The organism is Mycobacterium sp. GA-1841 (assembly GCF_001954135.1).
In the GTDB taxonomy this organism is placed as follows: Bacteria; Actinomycetota; Actinomycetes; order Mycobacteriales; family Mycobacteriaceae; genus Mycobacterium.
Map to the genome: position 1 here is coordinate 69,197 of NZ_MBEQ01000120.1, position 16,180 is coordinate 85,376.

18 protein-coding genes and 1 riboswitch are annotated in these 16,180 nt (G+C 67.1%); of the genes, 2 read left to right on the top strand and 16 right to left on the bottom strand.

All coding sequences use genetic code 11. The features are described 5' to 3' along the window. Nucleotides 1–30: 30 nt before the first annotated feature. A complete protein-coding gene (gene mhuD / locus A5740_RS27135) occupies nucleotides 31–348 on the top strand; it encodes a mycobilin-forming heme oxygenase MhuD (protein WP_076199368.1) in 318 nt (105 codons plus the stop codon). A 10-nt stretch (nucleotides 349–358) separates the two neighbouring features. Then, complete coding sequence (locus A5740_RS27140) at nucleotides 359–1,687, top strand: serine hydrolase (protein WP_083654461.1); 1,329 nt, start codon at nucleotides 359–361, stop codon at nucleotides 1,685–1,687. A 106-nt stretch (nucleotides 1,688–1,793) separates the two neighbouring features. On the opposite strand, the gene A5740_RS27145 is transcribed toward A5740_RS27140, so the two are convergent. The 16 genes from A5740_RS27145 to folE all read right to left on the bottom strand — a co-directional run bounded on the left by A5740_RS27145 (nucleotide 1,794) and on the right by folE (nucleotide 16,163). Then, nucleotides 1,794–2,369: a histidine phosphatase family protein gene (locus tag A5740_RS27145; RefSeq protein ID WP_076199370.1), complete on the bottom strand. Its 576-nt coding sequence runs from the start codon at nucleotides 2,367–2,369 to the stop codon at nucleotides 1,794–1,796. Nucleotides 2,370–2,378: 9 nt separating this feature from the next. Next, nucleotides 2,379–3,143, bottom strand: a complete 765-nt coding sequence (locus A5740_RS27150; RefSeq protein ID WP_076199372.1) for a CbtA family protein — start codon at nucleotides 3,141–3,143, stop codon at nucleotides 2,379–2,381. A 22-nt stretch (nucleotides 3,144–3,165) separates the two neighbouring features. Beyond that, on the bottom strand, nucleotides 3,166–3,381 hold the full coding sequence (locus A5740_RS27155; protein ID WP_076199374.1) for a CbtB-domain containing protein: 216 nt from the start codon (nucleotides 3,379–3,381) through the stop codon (nucleotides 3,166–3,168). Between the two features lie 25 nt (nucleotides 3,382–3,406). Continuing rightward, nucleotides 3,407–3,526, bottom strand: a riboswitch (cobalamin riboswitch). Nucleotides 3,527–3,655: 129 nt separating this feature from the next. Next, nucleotides 3,656–6,184 (bottom strand): ATP-dependent protease ATP-binding subunit ClpC, encoded by a 2,529-nt coding sequence (gene clpC1 / locus A5740_RS27160; protein WP_076199376.1) that lies wholly within the window; start codon nucleotides 6,182–6,184, stop codon nucleotides 3,656–3,658. Nucleotides 6,185–6,487: 303 nt separating this feature from the next. Further along, entirely contained in the window at nucleotides 6,488–6,829 is a 342-nt protein-coding gene (gene lsr2, locus A5740_RS27165; RefSeq protein ID WP_076199378.1) for a histone-like nucleoid-structuring protein Lsr2, read from the bottom strand. A 131-nt stretch (nucleotides 6,830–6,960) separates the two neighbouring features. After that, nucleotides 6,961–8,484: a lysine--tRNA ligase gene (gene lysS, locus A5740_RS27170; protein WP_076199380.1), complete on the bottom strand. Its 1,524-nt coding sequence runs from the start codon at nucleotides 8,482–8,484 to the stop codon at nucleotides 6,961–6,963. A 49-nt stretch (nucleotides 8,485–8,533) separates the two neighbouring features. Beyond that, nucleotides 8,534–9,349, bottom strand: a complete 816-nt coding sequence (locus A5740_RS27175; RefSeq protein WP_076199382.1) for a type III pantothenate kinase — start codon at nucleotides 9,347–9,349, stop codon at nucleotides 8,534–8,536. Further along, complete coding sequence (gene panD, locus A5740_RS27180) at nucleotides 9,349–9,765, bottom strand: aspartate 1-decarboxylase (protein WP_076199384.1); 417 nt, start codon at nucleotides 9,763–9,765, stop codon at nucleotides 9,349–9,351. Before panD ends, A5740_RS27175 begins: the two co-directional genes overlap by 1 nt. Continuing rightward, entirely contained in the window at nucleotides 9,765–10,706 is a 942-nt protein-coding gene (gene panC / locus A5740_RS27185) for a pantoate--beta-alanine ligase (RefSeq protein ID WP_076199386.1), read from the bottom strand. Before panC ends, panD begins: the two co-directional genes overlap by 1 nt. Continuing rightward, the gene (locus tag A5740_RS27190; RefSeq protein ID WP_076199388.1) at nucleotides 10,703–11,662 is read right to left on the bottom strand and encodes a Rossmann-like and DUF2520 domain-containing protein; all 960 of its coding nucleotides are present in this window, start codon (nucleotides 11,660–11,662) and stop codon (nucleotides 10,703–10,705) included. Before A5740_RS27190 ends, panC begins: the two co-directional genes overlap by 4 nt. A gap of 79 nt (nucleotides 11,663–11,741) precedes the next feature. After that, nucleotides 11,742–13,235, bottom strand: a complete 1,494-nt coding sequence (locus A5740_RS27195; RefSeq protein WP_076199476.1) for a DUF6779 domain-containing protein — start codon at nucleotides 13,233–13,235, stop codon at nucleotides 11,742–11,744. 77 nt (nucleotides 13,236–13,312) lie between these two features. Then, nucleotides 13,313–13,789, bottom strand: coding sequence for a DUF3180 domain-containing protein (locus A5740_RS27200; protein WP_076199390.1), 477 nt, complete (start codon nucleotides 13,787–13,789; stop codon nucleotides 13,313–13,315). Beyond that, nucleotides 13,789–14,325, bottom strand: a complete 537-nt coding sequence (gene folK, locus A5740_RS27205; protein WP_076199392.1) for a 2-amino-4-hydroxy-6-hydroxymethyldihydropteridine diphosphokinase — start codon at nucleotides 14,323–14,325, stop codon at nucleotides 13,789–13,791. The genes A5740_RS27200 and folK overlap by 1 nt, the downstream gene beginning before the upstream one ends. Then, nucleotides 14,322–14,723, bottom strand: a complete 402-nt coding sequence (gene folB, locus A5740_RS27210; protein ID WP_076199394.1) for a dihydroneopterin aldolase — start codon at nucleotides 14,721–14,723, stop codon at nucleotides 14,322–14,324. Before folB ends, folK begins: the two co-directional genes overlap by 4 nt. Beyond that, complete coding sequence (gene folP / locus A5740_RS27215) at nucleotides 14,716–15,549, bottom strand: dihydropteroate synthase (protein WP_371454815.1); 834 nt, start codon at nucleotides 15,547–15,549, stop codon at nucleotides 14,716–14,718. Before folP ends, folB begins: the two co-directional genes overlap by 8 nt. Then, a complete protein-coding gene (gene folE, locus A5740_RS27220; RefSeq protein WP_076199396.1) occupies nucleotides 15,546–16,163 on the bottom strand; it encodes a GTP cyclohydrolase I FolE in 618 nt (205 codons plus the stop codon). Before folE ends, folP begins: the two co-directional genes overlap by 4 nt. Nucleotides 16,164–16,180: the final 17 nt, after the last annotated feature.

Here is a 16,180-nt window from a genome sequence, read left to right on the forward strand (position 1 = left end):
TTGCCGCGCCTTAGCGGTAGCCTGAACGACATGCCTGTCGTGAAGATCAACGCCATCGAAGTACCACCCAACGCAGGCCCGGAACTGGAGAAGCGGTTCGCCAACCGTGCACACTCCGTCGACAACCAGCCCGGGTTCCTCGGCTTCCAACTGTTGCGCCCGGTCAAGGGCGAGGAACGGTACTTCGTGGTGACCCAGTGGGAAAACGAAGAGGCGTTCCAGGCCTGGGCCACCGGCCGCGCTGCCGAGGCCCACAAGGGTGAGCACGCCAACCCGGTCGCCACCGGCGCATCGCTGCTGGAGTTCGAGGTTGTGCTGGACGTTGCAGGGCCCGCTGCCAAGGCGTAGCCGCGGCCGGATGCTGCACCGCGCCCTCGGCCTGACGGCCGTCGTCGCGGTTGCCGCATCGCTGGCTTGTGGCTGTTCGCACCAGGTCGCGCCCGCAGCCGAAGTGTCCTACGGCGCGCACATCGACACCATCACCCCACCCGGTCTGCGGGCCAAGCAGACCATGGACATGCTCAACTCCGACTGGCCGATCGGCCCGATCGGCGTGCGCACGCTGGCCGCACCGGAGAAGGTCGACCTGGTGGGCACCAAGATGGACTCGATCTGGTGGGATCGACCGTTCCGGGTCACGTCGGTGGACATCGGCGCGGCCCAGGCGACGTTGCACGTCCTCAACTCCTACAACGTGGCCCAGGACATCGATCTCAAGACCAACGACGTCGGTCTTGTCGACCGCTTCGACATCACGCTGGTGCCGCCGCGGATCGACACCTGGTCGGATATCGACACCGAGCTGACGAAATCGGGGGCGCGCTACTCGTACGGCGTGTCGAAGGTCGTCGACGGCAAGTGCGAGAAGGTGGCGGGCACCAACACCGAGTTGTCCCTGCCACTGGCGTCGATCTTCAAACTGTATGTGCTGCTTGCCGTTTCGGATGCCATCAAAGCAGGCACACTGCAGTGGGACGATCACCTGACGATCACCAGGGAAGGCAAGAAGCTCGGATCGGCAGGTCTGGACAAACTGCCGCCCGGCGCGCAGATCACCGTGCGCACCGCAGCCCAGCAGATGATCTCGGCCAGCGACAACATGGCCACCGACCTGCTGATCGAGCGGGTGGGTACAGCCGCGGTGGAACGTGCGCTGGTGACAGCCGGTCATCACGACCCGGCGAGCATGACCCCGTTCCCCACCATGCACGAAGTGTTCTCGGTCGGTTGGGGCGAACCGAATCTGCGGGATCAGTGGAAGACCGCGTCACCCGCCGGCCGGGTCGCGCTGCTCAAACAAACCAACAACCGCCCCTATGAACCGGATCCGAACCGCACCCATACGCCGGCGTCCGATGACGGTCTGGAGTGGTTCGCCAGTGCGGCCGACATCTGCCGGGTGCACGCCGCCTTGCAGGCCTCCGCAGTCGGCCCGGCGGCACCCGTCAAGGACATCCTGTCGGCGCTGCCCGGCATCGACCTGGATCCGGCGAAGTGGAACTACATCGGGGCCAAGGGCGGCAACCTGCCCGGCGATCTGACCTTCAGCTGGTACGCGGTGGACCACACCGGGCAACCCTGGGTGGTCAGCTTCCAGTTGAACTGGCCGAAGTTCCGCAGCCCGACAGCGGCGGGCTGGCTGCTCTCGATCGCCAAGCGGGCGTTCGCCATGGCACCCGTGGGTTAGGAGGGTCTGGGCTGCGCCGGCTCCTACCTGAGGGCTGTGGTCGTCGCCGAACGACAACCCTGCCGTAGAAAACCGGTGTCCCGGTCGACAAAACCCGGGACGGGAACTAACTGCTCCGCAGGGTCCAGGCGTGGCCTCGGAAATGCATCACAGTGCGGCTCACCGGTGCGATGTCGATGCGCCAGAACGATTTCGGCGGGGCATCCAGGGCGACGAGGATGGCGGCTCGGATCACCGCGGGATGCGTCACCGCGACCAACCGGCCCCGCGCCGCGGCCACACCGTCCATCCAGGTGCGCACCCGCTCGACGAGGTCGACGACGGACTCGCCACCGTGCGGCGCCTGGGTGGGATCGGTCAACCAGATGGCCAGATCCGCCGGCAGCACCCCGCTCAGCTCCGCACCCCGCCAACTTCCGAAATCGAGATCGGCCAATTGCGGTTCGACGATGGCCGACAGTCCGAGCAGTTCGGCGGTCTGGCGGGCCCGCTTCTCGGGCCCACAGAATGCGGCGTCGAGGACACCGCGGCCGGCGGCCGCATCGAGGACACCGGGGTCGACAGCCGCGTCGGCCTGCCGGTGGCCCAACTGATTGAGGGCCTCGTCGGTGGGGAATCGCCCGGCTGCGGTGGCGTCCGTCATGGCATGCGACACCAGCGACAGCCGGACGACCTCACTCACGCTCGCGGCTCACGCGGTCAGTTGCTCCTGACGCTTGCCGTCGAGCAGCTTGGACACCAGGGCCCCGAAAGCCAGGCCGATCGTCGTCCAGATGACGATCTGCGTACCCAGCGAATACAGCCGGAACTCATAGAGATCGTCGGCGGGGAACGTCGACGGCGTCTCGTCGATCGTCGGCAGGATCAGGAACACCACGGCCATCGAGACCACGTAGTCCGCCACACCGATCAGTGCGGAGTTCCACACCCCGAACTTGGGGATCAGCCGGCGTACCAACAAGATCGAGCCCACGAACAGCGCCGCCGAAAGCACCACCAAGAGCACGTACAGCAGCGTGCGCTGCTTGATGGTCTCGTCCAGGCTCACCGCGGGCGGGTTCGGAGGGTACTTCAGCGCGGGGACGATCCACAGCGAGACCAGCATGCCCCCTGCCGTCAGGGCCGCCAGTGCCCGCGCGGAAAGATTGATCCGGCCGTAGACCACGCAGAACACGACCGCCAGCAGAGCGCCCATCGCCACGCTGAAAATCAGGACACCCAGGCCCATGCCGATGTTCGATTGGACGCCTCGGGAGAACAGCTCGGCGCTCTCTTCGCCGCCGTGTGAATGCCCGCCGTGGCTGTGTCCGGCGGCTTCATGGGCTGCCCCGACCCCGTTCTCGAAGTCGATCGCCCGGCCGATCACCGGCTCGATGAACAACTTCGACCAGACGAACGCGAGCACGCCGGCCAGGGCGCCGGCCAACAGGCCGCGCCCGATGATGTGTTTTTCCATTGTGTCGGTGTCTCGCTGCGAATCAGTGGCAGGGGAAACCGAGCAGGTGGCGAGCATCGTGCACGAACTCATGCACGTAGGTGTTGTTGCCCAGCACCGAGGTGGCGCCCTGATCCATGCCGACGAAGTACAGCGCGAGCAGCGCCAAGAACGCCGTCATCGTCAGCCAGAGCACCGCCTTGGTGGCCGACAGGTCAATTGCCGGAGCGTGGCTCTTACGTGCCTCTGCGGAAGTCATCTACGGGTCCTTCCCGGGAATTCGCGTCCCAGTCCGTGTGTGCGACAGGTCAGGGTCTGACTGTTCACAGTGGCGCGGCCGTCCTGGAGTCCCACCAGGTTCCTGTGCCTGTCATTACAGCAGCATCGTAACTACCGCGCAGGAGTTCTCCCTACGGCAGGTATGAAACAGGTATGAAAAATGCCCCCGCCGTTGTGGCGAGGGCATTCTTCGTCGTGGACCTTGTTGCGCTTCGTCGCCGGAGGCGACTATTCGGCTTCGTCGCCGGAGGCGACTATTCTGCCGCAGCTCCGGCCTTGGCCAGATCCGGACCGTCGGGGCTGGCTGCCTTCGGCGCACCGGAGAACGTGAACTTCGCGTCCTCGCCGGCACCTTCGCCGTCCCAGTTCTCGACGTCGACCGTGACCAGCTGACCGGGGCCGAGCTCCTCGAAGAGGATCTTCTCCGAGAGCTGGTCCTCGATCTCGCGCTGGATGGTGCGCCGCAGCGGCCGCGCGCCCAGCACCGGATCGAAACCACGCTTGGCCAACAGGGCCTTGGCCTTGTCGGTCAGCTCCATCTCCATGTCCTTGGCCTTGAGCTGGTTGCCGACCCGGCTGATCATCAGGTCGACCATCTGGATGATCTCGTCCTGCGTCAGCTGGTGGAACACGATGATGTCGTCGATGCGGTTGAGGAACTCAGGCCGGAAGTGCTTCTTGAGCTCGTCGTTGACCTTCTGCTTCATCCGCTCGTAGTTGTTCTCGCCACCGCCCTGGCTGAAGCCCAGCCCGACCGCCTTGGAGATGTCGGACGTGCCCAGGTTGGAGGTGAAGATCAACACCGTGTTCTTGAAGTCGACCGTGCGGCCCTGACCGTCGGTGAGACGACCGTCCTCCAGGACCTGCAACAGGCTGTTGTAGATCTCCTGGTGGGCCTTCTCGATCTCGTCGAACAGCACGACCGAGAACGGCTTGCGGCGCACCTTCTCGGTGAGCTGGCCGCCCTCTTCGTAGCCGACGTAGCCCGGAGGGGCACCGAACAGCCGCGACGCGGTGAAGCGGTCGTGGAACTCGCCCATGTCGATCTGGATGAGCGCATCGTCGTCGCCGAACAGGAAGTTGGCCAGCGCCTTGGACAGCTCGGTCTTACCGACACCGGACGGGCCGGCGAAGATGAACGAACCGGACGGACGCTTCGGATCCTTCAGGCCGGCGCGGGTGCGGCGGATCGCCTTGCTGACGGCCTTGACGGCGTCTTCCTGGCCGATGATCCGCTTGTGCAGCTCCTCCTCCATGCGCAGCAGGCGCGTGGTCTCGGCCTCGGTCAGCTTGAACACCGGGATACCGGTCCAGTTACCCAGCACCTCGGCGATCTGCTCGTCATCGACCTCGGCGACCACGTCGAGATCACCGGAACGCCACTGCTTCTCCCGCTCGGCGCGCTGGGCGACCAACTGCTTCTCCCGATCGCGCAGGCTCGCAGCCTTCTCGAAGTCCTGCGCGTCGATCGCGGATTCCTTCTCCCGGCGCGCGTCGGCGATCTTCTCGTCGAACTCGCGCAGGTCTGGCGGAGCGGTCATCCGGCGGATGCGCATGCGGGCACCGGCCTCGTCGATCAGGTCGATCGCCTTGTCCGGCAGGAACCGGTCGTTGATGTACCGGTCGGCCAGGGTGGCCGCGGCCACCAGGGCGCCGTCGGTGATCGAGACGCGGTGGTGCGCCTCGTAACGGTCGCGCAGACCCTTGAGGATCTCGATGGTGTGCTCGACGGTCGGCTCACCCACCTGCACCGGCTGGAAGCGGCGCTCCAGGGCGGCGTCCTTCTCGATGTACTTGCGGTACTCGTCGAGGGTGGTGGCGCCGATGGTCTGCAGCTCGCCGCGGGCCAGCTTGGGCTTCAGGATCGAGGCCGCGTCGATGGCACCCTCGGCAGCACCGGCACCGACGAGCGTGTGCAGCTCGTCGATGAACAGGATGATGTCGCCGCGGGTGTTGATCTCCTTGAGCACCTTCTTCAGGCGCTCCTCGAAGTCACCGCGGTAGCGGCTGCCTGCCACCAGGGACCCCAGGTCCAGGGTGTAGAGCTGCTTGTCCTTGAGCGTCTCGGGGACCTCGCCGTGCACGATGGCCTGGGCCAGGCCCTCGACGACGGCGGTCTTGCCGACGCCGGGCTCGCCGATCAGCACCGGGTTGTTCTTGGTGCGTCGGCTCAGCACCTGCATGACCCGCTCGATTTCCTTCTCACGGCCGATGACCGGATCGAGCTTGCCGTCGGCGGCGGCGGCAGTCAGGTTGCGGCCGAACTGGTCGAGGACCAGCGAGGTGGACGGGTTGCCGGACTCGCCGCCACGGCCACCGGTACCAGCCTCGGCGGCCTCCTTGCCCTGGTAGCCGCTCAACAGCTGGATGACCTGCTGACGCACGCGCGTCAGCTCGGCACCGAGCTTGACCAGCACCTGCGCGGCCACGCCCTCGCCCTCACGAATCAGGCCGAGCAGAATGTGCTCCGTGCCGATGTAGTTGTGGCCGAGCTGCAGCGCCTCACGCAGCGAGAGCTCCAGCACCTTCTTGGCGCGGGGCGTGAACGGGATGTGGCCGGACGGTGCCTGCTGCCCCTGGCCGATGATCTCCTCGACCTGGCTGCGCACACCTTCCAGCGAGATACCCAACGACTCCAGCGACTTGGCGGCTACGCCCTCGCCCTCGTGAATAAGACCCAACAGGATGTGCTCGGTCCCGATGTAGTTGTGGTTGAGCATCCGGGCTTCTTCTTGCGCCAGGACGACGACCCTGCGGGCACGGTCGGTAAATCTCTCAAACATCGGTGGTTACCTGCTCTCCATCGCGTAGCGATACCCGCGTACGGCTTTGTTATATCGGTTTTCTCACAGCCCGCACGTAGTACCTGCCGTCCACTCTAGTGGGCGGCCGCCCCGGGCGCGGAGGTTGGCGGTCTGTTCCGCCCGAGGAGACCCACCCGCAACCGGTGCTGCAGATGAGCAACGCCGCCGGTCGGCGAATCGTTTCCCGAATCCACGGCTTTCGGGTTCGCCACTAGCGAAAAACTCCGGACCGGGAATTCTCACCGGTCCGGAGCTGGCAACTATCGGTTGAGTTGCGGTTGTTTATGTGGCGGCGTGGAAAGCATCGATGACGTCTGCCGGGATGCGTCCGCGGGTGGACACGTTGTGCCCGTTGCGTCGGGCCCATTCACGAATGGCGGCACTCTGCTCGCGGTCGATGGCACCACGGCCCTTGGCCGGGCCGGCCGCACGCCCACGCCGGCGCCCGCCGACGCGACGGCCGGCCTCGACCCACTGCTTCAAATCATTGCGAAGCTTGGTGGCGTTCTTGGAGGAAAGGTCGATCTCATAGGTGACGCCGTCGAGACCGAATTCAACCGTCTCGTCGGCAGTGGCTTCACCGTCGAAATCGTCGACCAACGTGACGGTCACTTTCTTTGCCATTACCCCGCACCGAACCCTTCTGCACACGCCATTGGTGACTAAGCCTGAGTATCCTGCACCCGAGGCCCAATGTGCCACAAAAACACGCATATTTCCAACACGGTGTGGATCACGAGGGTCCAGTTGCTGTGTCAGTTACCGTGACGACGAACAATCGGGAACAAAACCGTCTCCCTAATAGACAAGCCCGTCAACGCCATCAACAAGCGATCGATACCCATTCCGGTGCCGGTGGTGGGCGGCATCGCGTACTCCAATGCGGCAAGGAAATCGTCGTCGAGAACCATTGCTTCGTCATCACCGGCGGCCGCGGCACGGGCCTGGGCCTCGAAACGTTCCCGTTGGATTACCGGGTCGATGAGTTCGGAATAGCCGGTGGCGAGTTCGAAACGTCGTATGTAGAGATCCCATTTCTCGGTGACGCCGGCGATGCTGCGATGGGCCCGGGTCAACGGCGAGGTTTCGACCGGGAAGTCGCGGACGAACGTTGGCGCCCAGAGCTTTGCGCCCACGGTGTGTTCCCAGAGTTCCTCGACCAATTTCCCGTGTCCGTATCCACGGTCCCGCGCAATCTCGAGCTCCAGGCGCTCGGCAATACGCCACAAGTGCTCGACAGATGTCTCGGGAGTGATCTCCTCACCGAGCGCCTCGGATAGTGAGGGATACATTTCCAATGTGTCCCATTGCCCGTCGAGGTCATAGATTGTGCCATCAGGCAATGGCACTTGACGGGTACCGATCGCCTCATCGGCGACCTCTTGAATAAGTTCGCGCGTGACGACCGCCGAATCGTTGTAGTCGCCGTACGCCTGATATGTCTCCAACATCGAGAATTCCGGCGAGTGCGTGGAATCGACACCTTCGTTGCGAAAGTTCCGATTCAACTCGAAAACCCGGTCAAATCCGCCGACGATGCAGCGTTTGAGGAACAGTTCCGGCGCGATCCGCAGGTACAGATCGACATCGAGCGCATTCGAGTGGGTAATGAACGGCCGGGCCGCCGCGCCACCGGCCAGCGTCTGCAGCATCGGCGTCTCGACTTCCAGGAATCCCCGCCGTTCCAATGCCGAACGCACGGCCCGAACCACTGCGACCCGCTGCCGGGCGATGCTGCGCGCTTCCGGACGGACGATGAGATCCACATACCGCTGACGGACGCGAGCCTCTTCGCTCATCTCCTTGTGGGCAACCGGAAGCGGGCGTAACGCCTTGGCGGCCATCTGCCACGAATCGGCCAGCACGGAGAGCTCACCGCGCTTGGAGCTGATCACCTCGCCGTGGACGAACACGATGTCGCCGAGGTCTACGTCGGCCTTCCAGGCGTCCAGCGATTCCTGCCCTACCTGGGCCAGACTGATCATGGCCTGCAGCTGAGTGCCGTCGCCCTCCTGCAGCGTCGCGAAGCACAGTTTGCCCGAGTTCCGGGCGAACACCACGCGGCCGGAGACGCCGACGATGTCGCCGGTCTGGGTGTCGGCGGCCAGCTCGGGATAGGCCGCGCGCAGTTCGGCCAACGTATGGGTGCGGGGAACCGTCACCGGGTAGGGATCGTGGCCCTCGGCCAGCAGACGCTCCCGCTTGGCCTGACGAATCCGGAATTGTTCGGGAAGGTCGGCCTGGGACTGGGACGCGTCGTCGCGATCGGCGGGGCTCACAGAATGCCAGCTTAAATGAACGCCGACCCGCGCCACGCCACGCCGACGGTTACCGGGCCGGCTTGAGCTTCCCGCGCTGACTGTCTCGGTTGCGTTCGAACACCAGGCGCAGGCCGTCGAGGGTGAGGTGAGGATCGTAGTGCTCGACGGTACGTAGATCCGGCAGCACCAGCGAGGCGGTATAGCCGGTGGCCACCACTGCGACGTCGTCGCCGGCGAACCCGTCGACATCGTCGCGGATCCGGTTGACCAGCCCGTCGACCAGCGCGGCGAACCCGAAAACGGCGCCGGCCTGCATGCACTCCACGGTGTTCTTGCCGACCACCGAACGCGGCCGGGTCAACTCGACCCGGCGCAGCGCGGCAGATCTCGCGGCAGCAGCGTCAGAAGACACCTGAACCCCGGGTGCGATCGCCCCGCCGAGGAACTCGCCCTTGGCCGAGACCACGTCGACGCAGATCGATGAGCCGAAGTCGACGATGATCGCAGCGGAGCCGTATTTGTGGTAGGCGGCAAGGCAATTGACGATCCGGTCGGCGCCCACTTCCTTCGGGTTGTCGACCAGCAGCGGGATGCCGGTACGCACACCGGGCTCGATCAGCACATGCGGCACCGACGGCCAGTACTGCTCGAGCATCAGCCGCACCTCGTGCAGCACCGAGGGCACCGTGGAGAGCGCAGTCGCGCCCGTCAGACGTTCCGAATCCTCACCGATCAGGCCGTCGATGGTGAGCGCCAACTCGTCGGCGGTCACCTCGGACTCGGTCCGGATGCGCCACTGCTGCACCACTTTCGCGTGTTCCCCGGCCCCGGAGATCAACCCGACGATGGTGTGGGTGTTGCGGACGTCGATGGCAAGAAGCATCAGCGTGGCGACATCAGTTCGGCGGCATCTTCGGGAACATACGCCGGGTCGTGGCTGTGCTCGCCGAGGTCGATCTGCTTGTTGTCGTTGTCGACGAACACGATCCGCGGCCGATAGGTGCGGGCCTCGGCGTCCTCCATCACCCCGTAGGCGATCAGGATGACCAGATCCCCGGGATGGATGAGATGCGCTGCGGCGCCGTTGATCCCGATCACCCCGGTGCCGCGCCCACCGGTGATCGCATAGGTCACCAGCCGGGCGCCGTTGTCGATGTCGACGATCGTGACCTGCTCCCCTTCGAGCAGGTCGGCGGCCTCCATGAGGTCGGCGTCGATGGTCACCGAACCGACATAGTGCAGATCGGCCTGCGTCACGGTGGCGCGGTGAATCTTGGATTTCAACATGGTGCGCTGCATCAGTTCCTCCAGGGCAGTTCGTGGTTGTCGTCGCCGACGCGGGGATGCCCGTCGATGCCGGCCGACGCTCCGATGTCGACAGAGATGTTGTCCAGCAGCCTGGTTCGGCCGAGCCGCGCAGCCACCAGGAGCCGGGCCTGACCTTCGGCCGGTGCGGGACCCAGCAGTGGATCGCGCACCTCGAGATAGTCGACGTCGATGGCGGGCACCTCGTCGAGCACGGCGCGGGCGGCCTCGACCGCCGCTGCGGCGCCGCCCGCCGCGCCGTATTTGCCGGCCAACAGGGCGGCTGACAGCGCACCGGCCTGTTCGCGCTCGTCGGCGTCGAGGTAGCGGTTGCGTGAGGACATCGCCAGCCCGTCGGACTCCCGCACGATGGGCACCCCGACGATCTGTACGTCCACGTTCAGATCGGCGACCATCTGCCGAATCAACGCCAGTTGCTGATAGTCCTTCTCGCCGAAGAAGGCGCGGTCCGGCCGGACGATCTGCAGGAGTTTGAGCACGACGGTGAGCACACCGGCGAAATGTCCTGCGCGCGAAGCTCCTTCGAGCTCCTCGCCGACCGGGCCGGGCTGAACACTGGTGCGCGGCCCGTCCGGGTACATGGCCGAAGCGGTTGGGGTGAAAGCGATGTCGACGTCTTCGGCGCGCAAGGCGGCCAGGTCGTCGTCGAGGGTGCGCGGGTAGGCGTCGAGATCCTCACCGGCGCCGAACTGCAGCGGGTTGACGAAGATCGACACCACCACGACCGCACCGGGAACCCGCTTGGCCGCACGGATCAGGGCCAGATGCCCTTCGTGCAAGGCGCCCATGGTCGGCACCAGCGTGACGCGCCGGCCGCTGGTGCGCAGCGCACGGGTCACCGCCGCGACGTCGGCAGGCGTGGAGTAGACGTTGAGCTCGCCGGCCACGAACTTGGGAGGAATGCTGTGGGTCATCCTTGACTCGTTTCCGGGCTCGATTCCGTCAGAACTTGCAGCACGTCGTCGGCCGCGTGGGCACGTTGGGCGGTCCGCAGCGAATTGGCCCGATACGACTGGGCCAGTTGAGGATTCAGCTCGGTCAGCGCCTGCAGGTGTGCCGCCACCGCAGCCGCGTCACCGCGGGCCACCGGCCCGGTCAAGGCGGCCTGGCCCCGTTGCAGCGCATTCTCCAGGGCGGCCCGGGCCAGCGGTCCCACCGCCCGCTCGGGCAGCCCGCCGGGAGCGTCGCCGACGAGCTCCTGGCCGAGCAGTTCCTGACCGCGCAGCGAGGCCCGCAACGTGTCGACGGCATCCAGCACCAGTGTGACCAGGTGGTTGCTCGCATGCGCCAGTGCGGCGTGATAGCAGGTCCTGGCGTCCTCGGGAACCCGGAACGGCTCACCACCGATCTCCAGCACCAGCGACTGCCCGATCGCATACCCCACCTCGTCGGCGGCGGTGACACCGAAGCAGGTGTCCGGCAGCCGGGTGATGTCCTCGTCGGAACCGGTGAACGTCATCGCCGGGTGAATGGCCAGTGGTATGCAGCCCTGCTCGGTCAGCGGGGCCAGCACCGCGATGCCGTTGGCCCCGGAGGTGTGCACCACGATGGTCCCGGGCCGCACCGCTCCGGTGGCGGCCAGGCCGGATACCAGCGAGGCCAGCTCGGCGTCGGGCACTGCCAGCAACAACAGTTCGGCGCGCTGGGCCACCTCGGCGACCGGAAGGATCGAAGTGTCGGGTAACCGGCGCTGCGCCCGTAACCGCGAGGCCTCCGAGATCGCGCTGCACGCCACCACCACATGTTCGACCCGCTCCAGGGCATGGCCGAGCGCCGTGCCGACCCGGCCGGCGGATATGACGCCGACGCTGAGCCTGGCCGGACGCAATCCCTCAGGTGCAGACCACCCGTCCGCTGGGAGCTGCTGCATCGCAGACGACCTCACAGGATTAATAGGTTCTCGTTCCAGTCCCGCGTGGCGGGTACCGGACGGTCGTCACGAGACTAGCTCACGGTTCGCGACGCCTGCGACGCCCGCCTTCGGCCGGGGCCGACTGGAACCGCGCCAGCAGCTCACTGACCGACTGCCCGTCGGCGTGATGCCCGTTCTGCGGCTCCGGCTCGTCCTCACTTCGGTGCCGCGACCCCCGCTGCGATGGTTGCGGGGGCTCCGGCGGTGCGGACGGTTCAGCGGCCAGCGCCGGCGACGGCTGAGCGGCGGGTCGGGCGGGATCTGACTCGGCCGGGGCGGAGTGGCGACCGCGCGGCGGCTCCGGTGTCTGAGCAGCCGACATGGCCGGGGCGGGAGAGACGGGTGGTTCAACCGTGGGGGTTACCGGCGTGTGGTCCGGGGCCGCGGCAGGCTCTGGGGAGGTCTGCGGGCTCGGGGTGGAGGCGGTGCTGGATTCGGGAGCGCGACGCCGGCCGACATACTCGGCCGCAGCGCCGTTCTGCGGGGTCACCGGGGCCGCCCAGTTGCTGCCCGGTGCGCCCGCGGGAATCCACTGGCCCTCGGCGGGCGCCGGTTGCCAACCGGTGCCGGCCGGTTCGGGAACCGGTTCCGGTTCCGGCGCCCGCGCAGGCTCGGGCTCCGGTTGAGGAGCCTCGATCGTCGGCGACGGTTGCATCGGGGGCATGGTCGGCGGCGGTGGCGGCGGTGCCCAGGCCGACGTCGGCTCAGCTTGCCGACGTGCCGCCGGTTGCGGCTCGGGACGGGCTTGCGGTTGCGGCTGAGGCTGGGCCTCGGGTTCCAGGCGAGGTTCGGGCTCCACACGTGGTTCGCGCCGCGGTGGCTCTGGCCGGCGTGCGGTTTCCTGCTGTTGGCGCCGACGGCGACGCGGCGGTTCCCCCGCGGGCATCGGCCGGGACGGCAGCCGGTGGGCACCACCCGAACTCACCCAGTCGTTGTCCGGTGGGTGCGGCTCGGCCGGGACATCGATGATCGGGCTTTCCTCGGTCCGCGAGGTGCGGATGTCGGTGACCTCGACCGGCGGCACATCCAGACGGCTGGCGGTGACCCGGCCCGCGGTGCGCACCGCGCTCTTGTCGGTCTCGATGGCCGGGCGGTGCACCAGGTCCGTGTCGAACAGGATTTCCAGATTCGCCCGCAGGGCGGCCAGCTCGGAACGCAGCGCGGCGACCTCGTCGGCGGCCTGCGCGCGAAGTTCCGAGGCCAACTCGCGGCGCAGTTGGGTCTCGACGGTCAGCTCGTACTCCCGCCGCGCCGAAATCTCCCGGTCCAGCTGCAGGTCGTAGACGAACTTCAGATCCCGCGCCTTGGCCTGATCCAGGTCGCTTTGCCGGCGGTAGATGACCGAGACGAAGGCCGCGACCACGGCAGCCCACAGCGCCAGGATGACGGCGAGCTTCAGCAACTCGACACGATCGGTGAACACCAGTGCGGAACTGGCCAGAATGGCGAGCACCAGCAATACCGTCAAGAGGAGCCAGCCCGGCCTTCGGCCGCCGCGCCGTGGCCGACCACCGCGGGGCAGAACGGTCATGGGCCGACTGTACCCGTCACCGGTCTTCCAGCCGGCCCACCGCTGCGGCGATTCGGCCACCGACCTGAGGAAATCGGTTATTCGGTCGCGGTGTCGCCGTTGTCCGGTGGCTCCCCGGGCGACTTGCAGCAGTGCTGAAGCCAGACCGCTGCGACGGCGAGCGCCAGGGCACTGATCGCGGCGACCACCGCACCCGGGGTGTCCTCACCGGCCACCCGCAGCTCGCCGCGACGCGGCAGCAGATAGACCACGACGCCGATCCACCAGCCGGCCACGATGGCCCCGACCCAGGCGGACGCCTTGGCGATCACGACCGAGCGGGCCACCGTCAGCGGGTGCAGCCGCCCGGCGCCGACCCCGATCTGGCCGTCGTTGATCTTGGCCCGCACATAGAACGCCCAACCGGCCTCGATGAGCGCGACCGCCAACAGCGACAGACCGGTCCACACCGTCAGCGGAGGGAACCAGCGGTAGAGGACGGCGACGAGCACATAGCCGACGATCGCCACGATCGCCGTGGCGCCGACGAGATCACGCTTGCGGGTCGGCCCCATCAGTCGGCCACGGGTTCGGTTCGGGTGACCAGATCCAGATCGGTGCGCCGGACCCCGGCCCGTTCGACGGGATCGATCTCCTCGAGCAGGTGGGCCACCCGACGCGACCGGCCGACGACGGTCAGTGTGGCGTCGGGATCCACAGCGAGCCACGGGATGAGCACGAACGCACGCAGATGCGCCAGTGGATGCGGCAACGTCAGTTCCTCGTCGCGGGAGAACACCTCGGCGTCGCCGTCGTGACACGTGACCAGGTCGACGTCGAGGGTCCGCGGACCCCACTTCTGCTCGCGGACACGGTCGGCGGCCTGCTCCAGGGCCTGACCGCGTCGCAGCCAGCCGTGCCCGTCGAGGTCGGGCGCGTCGGCCAGCACCACGGCGTTCAGGAACGGACTCTGCTCGACGCCGCCCCAGGCATCGGTCTCGTACACCGGCGACACCGCGCGCACCGCAGGTCCGAGCGCGTCAAGAACCGATTGCAGACGGGCCAGCCGGTCGCCGATGTTCGACCCGATCGAGAGCACCACGGTGGTCATCCCGCACCGCCGCTGTCGCTGTTTCGCTCCTCACGTCCGCGGCGCGACCGGCGGGCCACCACCGCGACGTCGTCGAACGTCAGCGGAATGGGTGCGCTGGGCTTGTGGACGACGACCTCGACCGCGTGCAGCCGCTCGTCGACCATGATGGCGTCGGCGATCTCGGCCGAGACCGTCTCGATCAGATTGCGTGGCGGGCCCGCGACGATGTCGGCCGCACACTGGGCCAGGGCGCCGTAATCGAGGGTGTCGGCGAGATCGTCGGTGGCCGCCGCCCGGCGCAGGTCCACCCACGCGGTGATGTCGACGACGAATTCCTGACCGTCCCGCCGTTCATGCTCGAAGACGCCGTGGTGTCCGCGAACCCGCAAGCCGCGCAACTCAATTCGGTCAGCCAATCGGTCCTCCAGATTCCCAGGCGTCCAGCACGGCGAGCGCGTCGACGGACGCCACCACGTCATGGACGCGAACGCCCCAGGCCCCGTGTTGGGCAGCGAGCAGCGAAATCACCGCGGTGGCGGTCTCCCGGCCGTCGGGAGGCCGCGGCGTGCCGTCGGGACCGGCCAGCAGAGTGCCCAGAAAACGTTTACGCGACGCACCGACCAGGACCGGGATCCCCATGGCCACGAACTCGGGCAGTGCGTGCAGCAGCGTCCAATTGTGTTGCGCGGTCTTGGCGAAGCCCAGACCCGGATCGATGATCAGCCGCTGCGGATCGACCCCGGCGGCGACGGCGGCGTCGACCGCGGAAAGCAGCTCGGCGCGCACCTCGGCCACCACATCGCCGTATTCCGGAGCATGGTGCGGCCGGTCGGCGCCCACCGAGCGCCAGTGCATCAGGATCCAGGGCACTTTCGCGTCGGCGAGCAGCGGGGCCATGTTCGGATCGGCCAGCCCGCCGGAGACATCGTTGACGATCTGCGCGCCGCTCTCCAGCGCAACCTTCGCCACGGCCGCATGCATGGTGTCGATGCTGACGGTGATCCCTTGCGCAGCAAGGGCTTCGATGACGGGACCGACTCGCGCGGCCTCCACCGCCGGGGCGATCCGCACCGCACCGGGCCGGGTCGATTCACCACCCACGTCGATGATCGCGGCCCCGGCCGCGGCGAGCGCCAGGCCGTGTTCGACCGCGCGGTCGCGGTCGATGAACTTGCCGCCATCGGAGAAGGAATCGTCGGTGACGTTCACGACTCCCATGACCTGCACAGGCGTGGGCTTCACTTCCGCAGGATGAGTTCCAGCGCCTCGGCCCGGGATGCCTTGTCGGTCTTGAACTGTCCGCGCACCGCGGAGGTGGTGGTGACCGCGCCGGGCTTACGGACCCCGCGCATCGCCATGCAGAGGTGCTCGGCCTCGATCACCACGATGGCCCCGCGCGGGTCGAGTTTGCGCATCATGGCGTCGGCGATCTGGGCGGTCAGCCGCTCCTGCACCTGCGGACGTTTGGAGTACAGATCCACCAGCCGGGCGATCTTCGACAGCCCGGTCACCCGGCCGTCCACCCCGGGGATGTACCCGACGTGGGCCACCCCGTGGAACGACACCAGGTGGTGCTCGCAGGTGGAGTACATCGGGATCTCTTTGACCAGCACGAGTTCGTCGTGCTCCTCGTCGAAGGTGGTGTTGAGCACCGCGTCCGGGTCGGTGTACAGGCCCGCCATCAGTTCCTTGTACGCACGCGCCACACGAGCCGGGGTGTCCAACAGACCCTGACGGTCGGGATCCTCACCGATGGCGATCAGCAGCTCACGTACTGCCGCCTCAGCCCGCGGTTGGTCGAACACCCGCGTGGCCGTATCGGTGTTGTTGTGATGCTCGCGCAGCGACTGCGACATGGAAGCCTCCGTTCTCG

Bases quoted from the DNA above. Each gene is read 5' to 3' on its own strand.
- lsr2 (WP_076199378.1), bottom strand. From the start codon at position 6,829: ATGGCAAAGAAAGTGACCGTCACGTTGGTCGACGATTTCGACGGTGAA.
- A5740_RS27140 (WP_083654461.1), top strand. From the start codon at position 359: ATGCTGCACCGCGCCCTCGGCCTGACGGCCGTCGTCGCGGTTGCCGCA.
- folE (WP_076199396.1), bottom strand. From the start codon at position 16,163: ATGTCGCAGTCGCTGCGCGAGCATCACAACAACACCGATACGGCCACG.
- panD (WP_076199384.1), bottom strand. From the start codon at position 9,765: ATGCAGCGCACCATGTTGAAATCCAAGATTCACCGCGCCACCGTGACG.
- A5740_RS27175 (WP_076199382.1), bottom strand. From the start codon at position 9,349: ATGCTTCTTGCCATCGACGTCCGCAACACCCACACCATCGTCGGGTTG.
- clpC1 (WP_076199376.1), bottom strand. From the start codon at position 6,184: ATGTTTGAGAGATTTACCGACCGTGCCCGCAGGGTCGTCGTCCTGGCG.
- A5740_RS27200 (WP_076199390.1), bottom strand. From the start codon at position 13,789: ATGGGGCCGACCCGCAAGCGTGATCTCGTCGGCGCCACGGCGATCGTG.
- A5740_RS27150 (WP_076199372.1), bottom strand. From the start codon at position 3,143: ATGGAAAAACACATCATCGGGCGCGGCCTGTTGGCCGGCGCCCTGGCC.
- folK (WP_076199392.1), bottom strand. From the start codon at position 14,325: ATGACCACCGTGGTGCTCTCGATCGGGTCGAACATCGGCGACCGGCTG.
- A5740_RS27155 (WP_076199374.1), bottom strand. From the start codon at position 3,381: ATGACTTCCGCAGAGGCACGTAAGAGCCACGCTCCGGCAATTGACCTG.
- panC (WP_076199386.1), bottom strand. From the start codon at position 10,706: ATGACCCACAGCATTCCTCCCAAGTTCGTGGCCGGCGAGCTCAACGTC.
- mhuD (WP_076199368.1), top strand. From the start codon at position 31: ATGCCTGTCGTGAAGATCAACGCCATCGAAGTACCACCCAACGCAGGC.
- A5740_RS27195 (WP_076199476.1), bottom strand. From the start codon at position 13,235: ATGACCGTTCTGCCCCGCGGTGGTCGGCCACGGCGCGGCGGCCGAAGG.
- A5740_RS27190 (WP_076199388.1), bottom strand. From the start codon at position 11,662: ATGCAGCAGCTCCCAGCGGACGGGTGGTCTGCACCTGAGGGATTGCGT.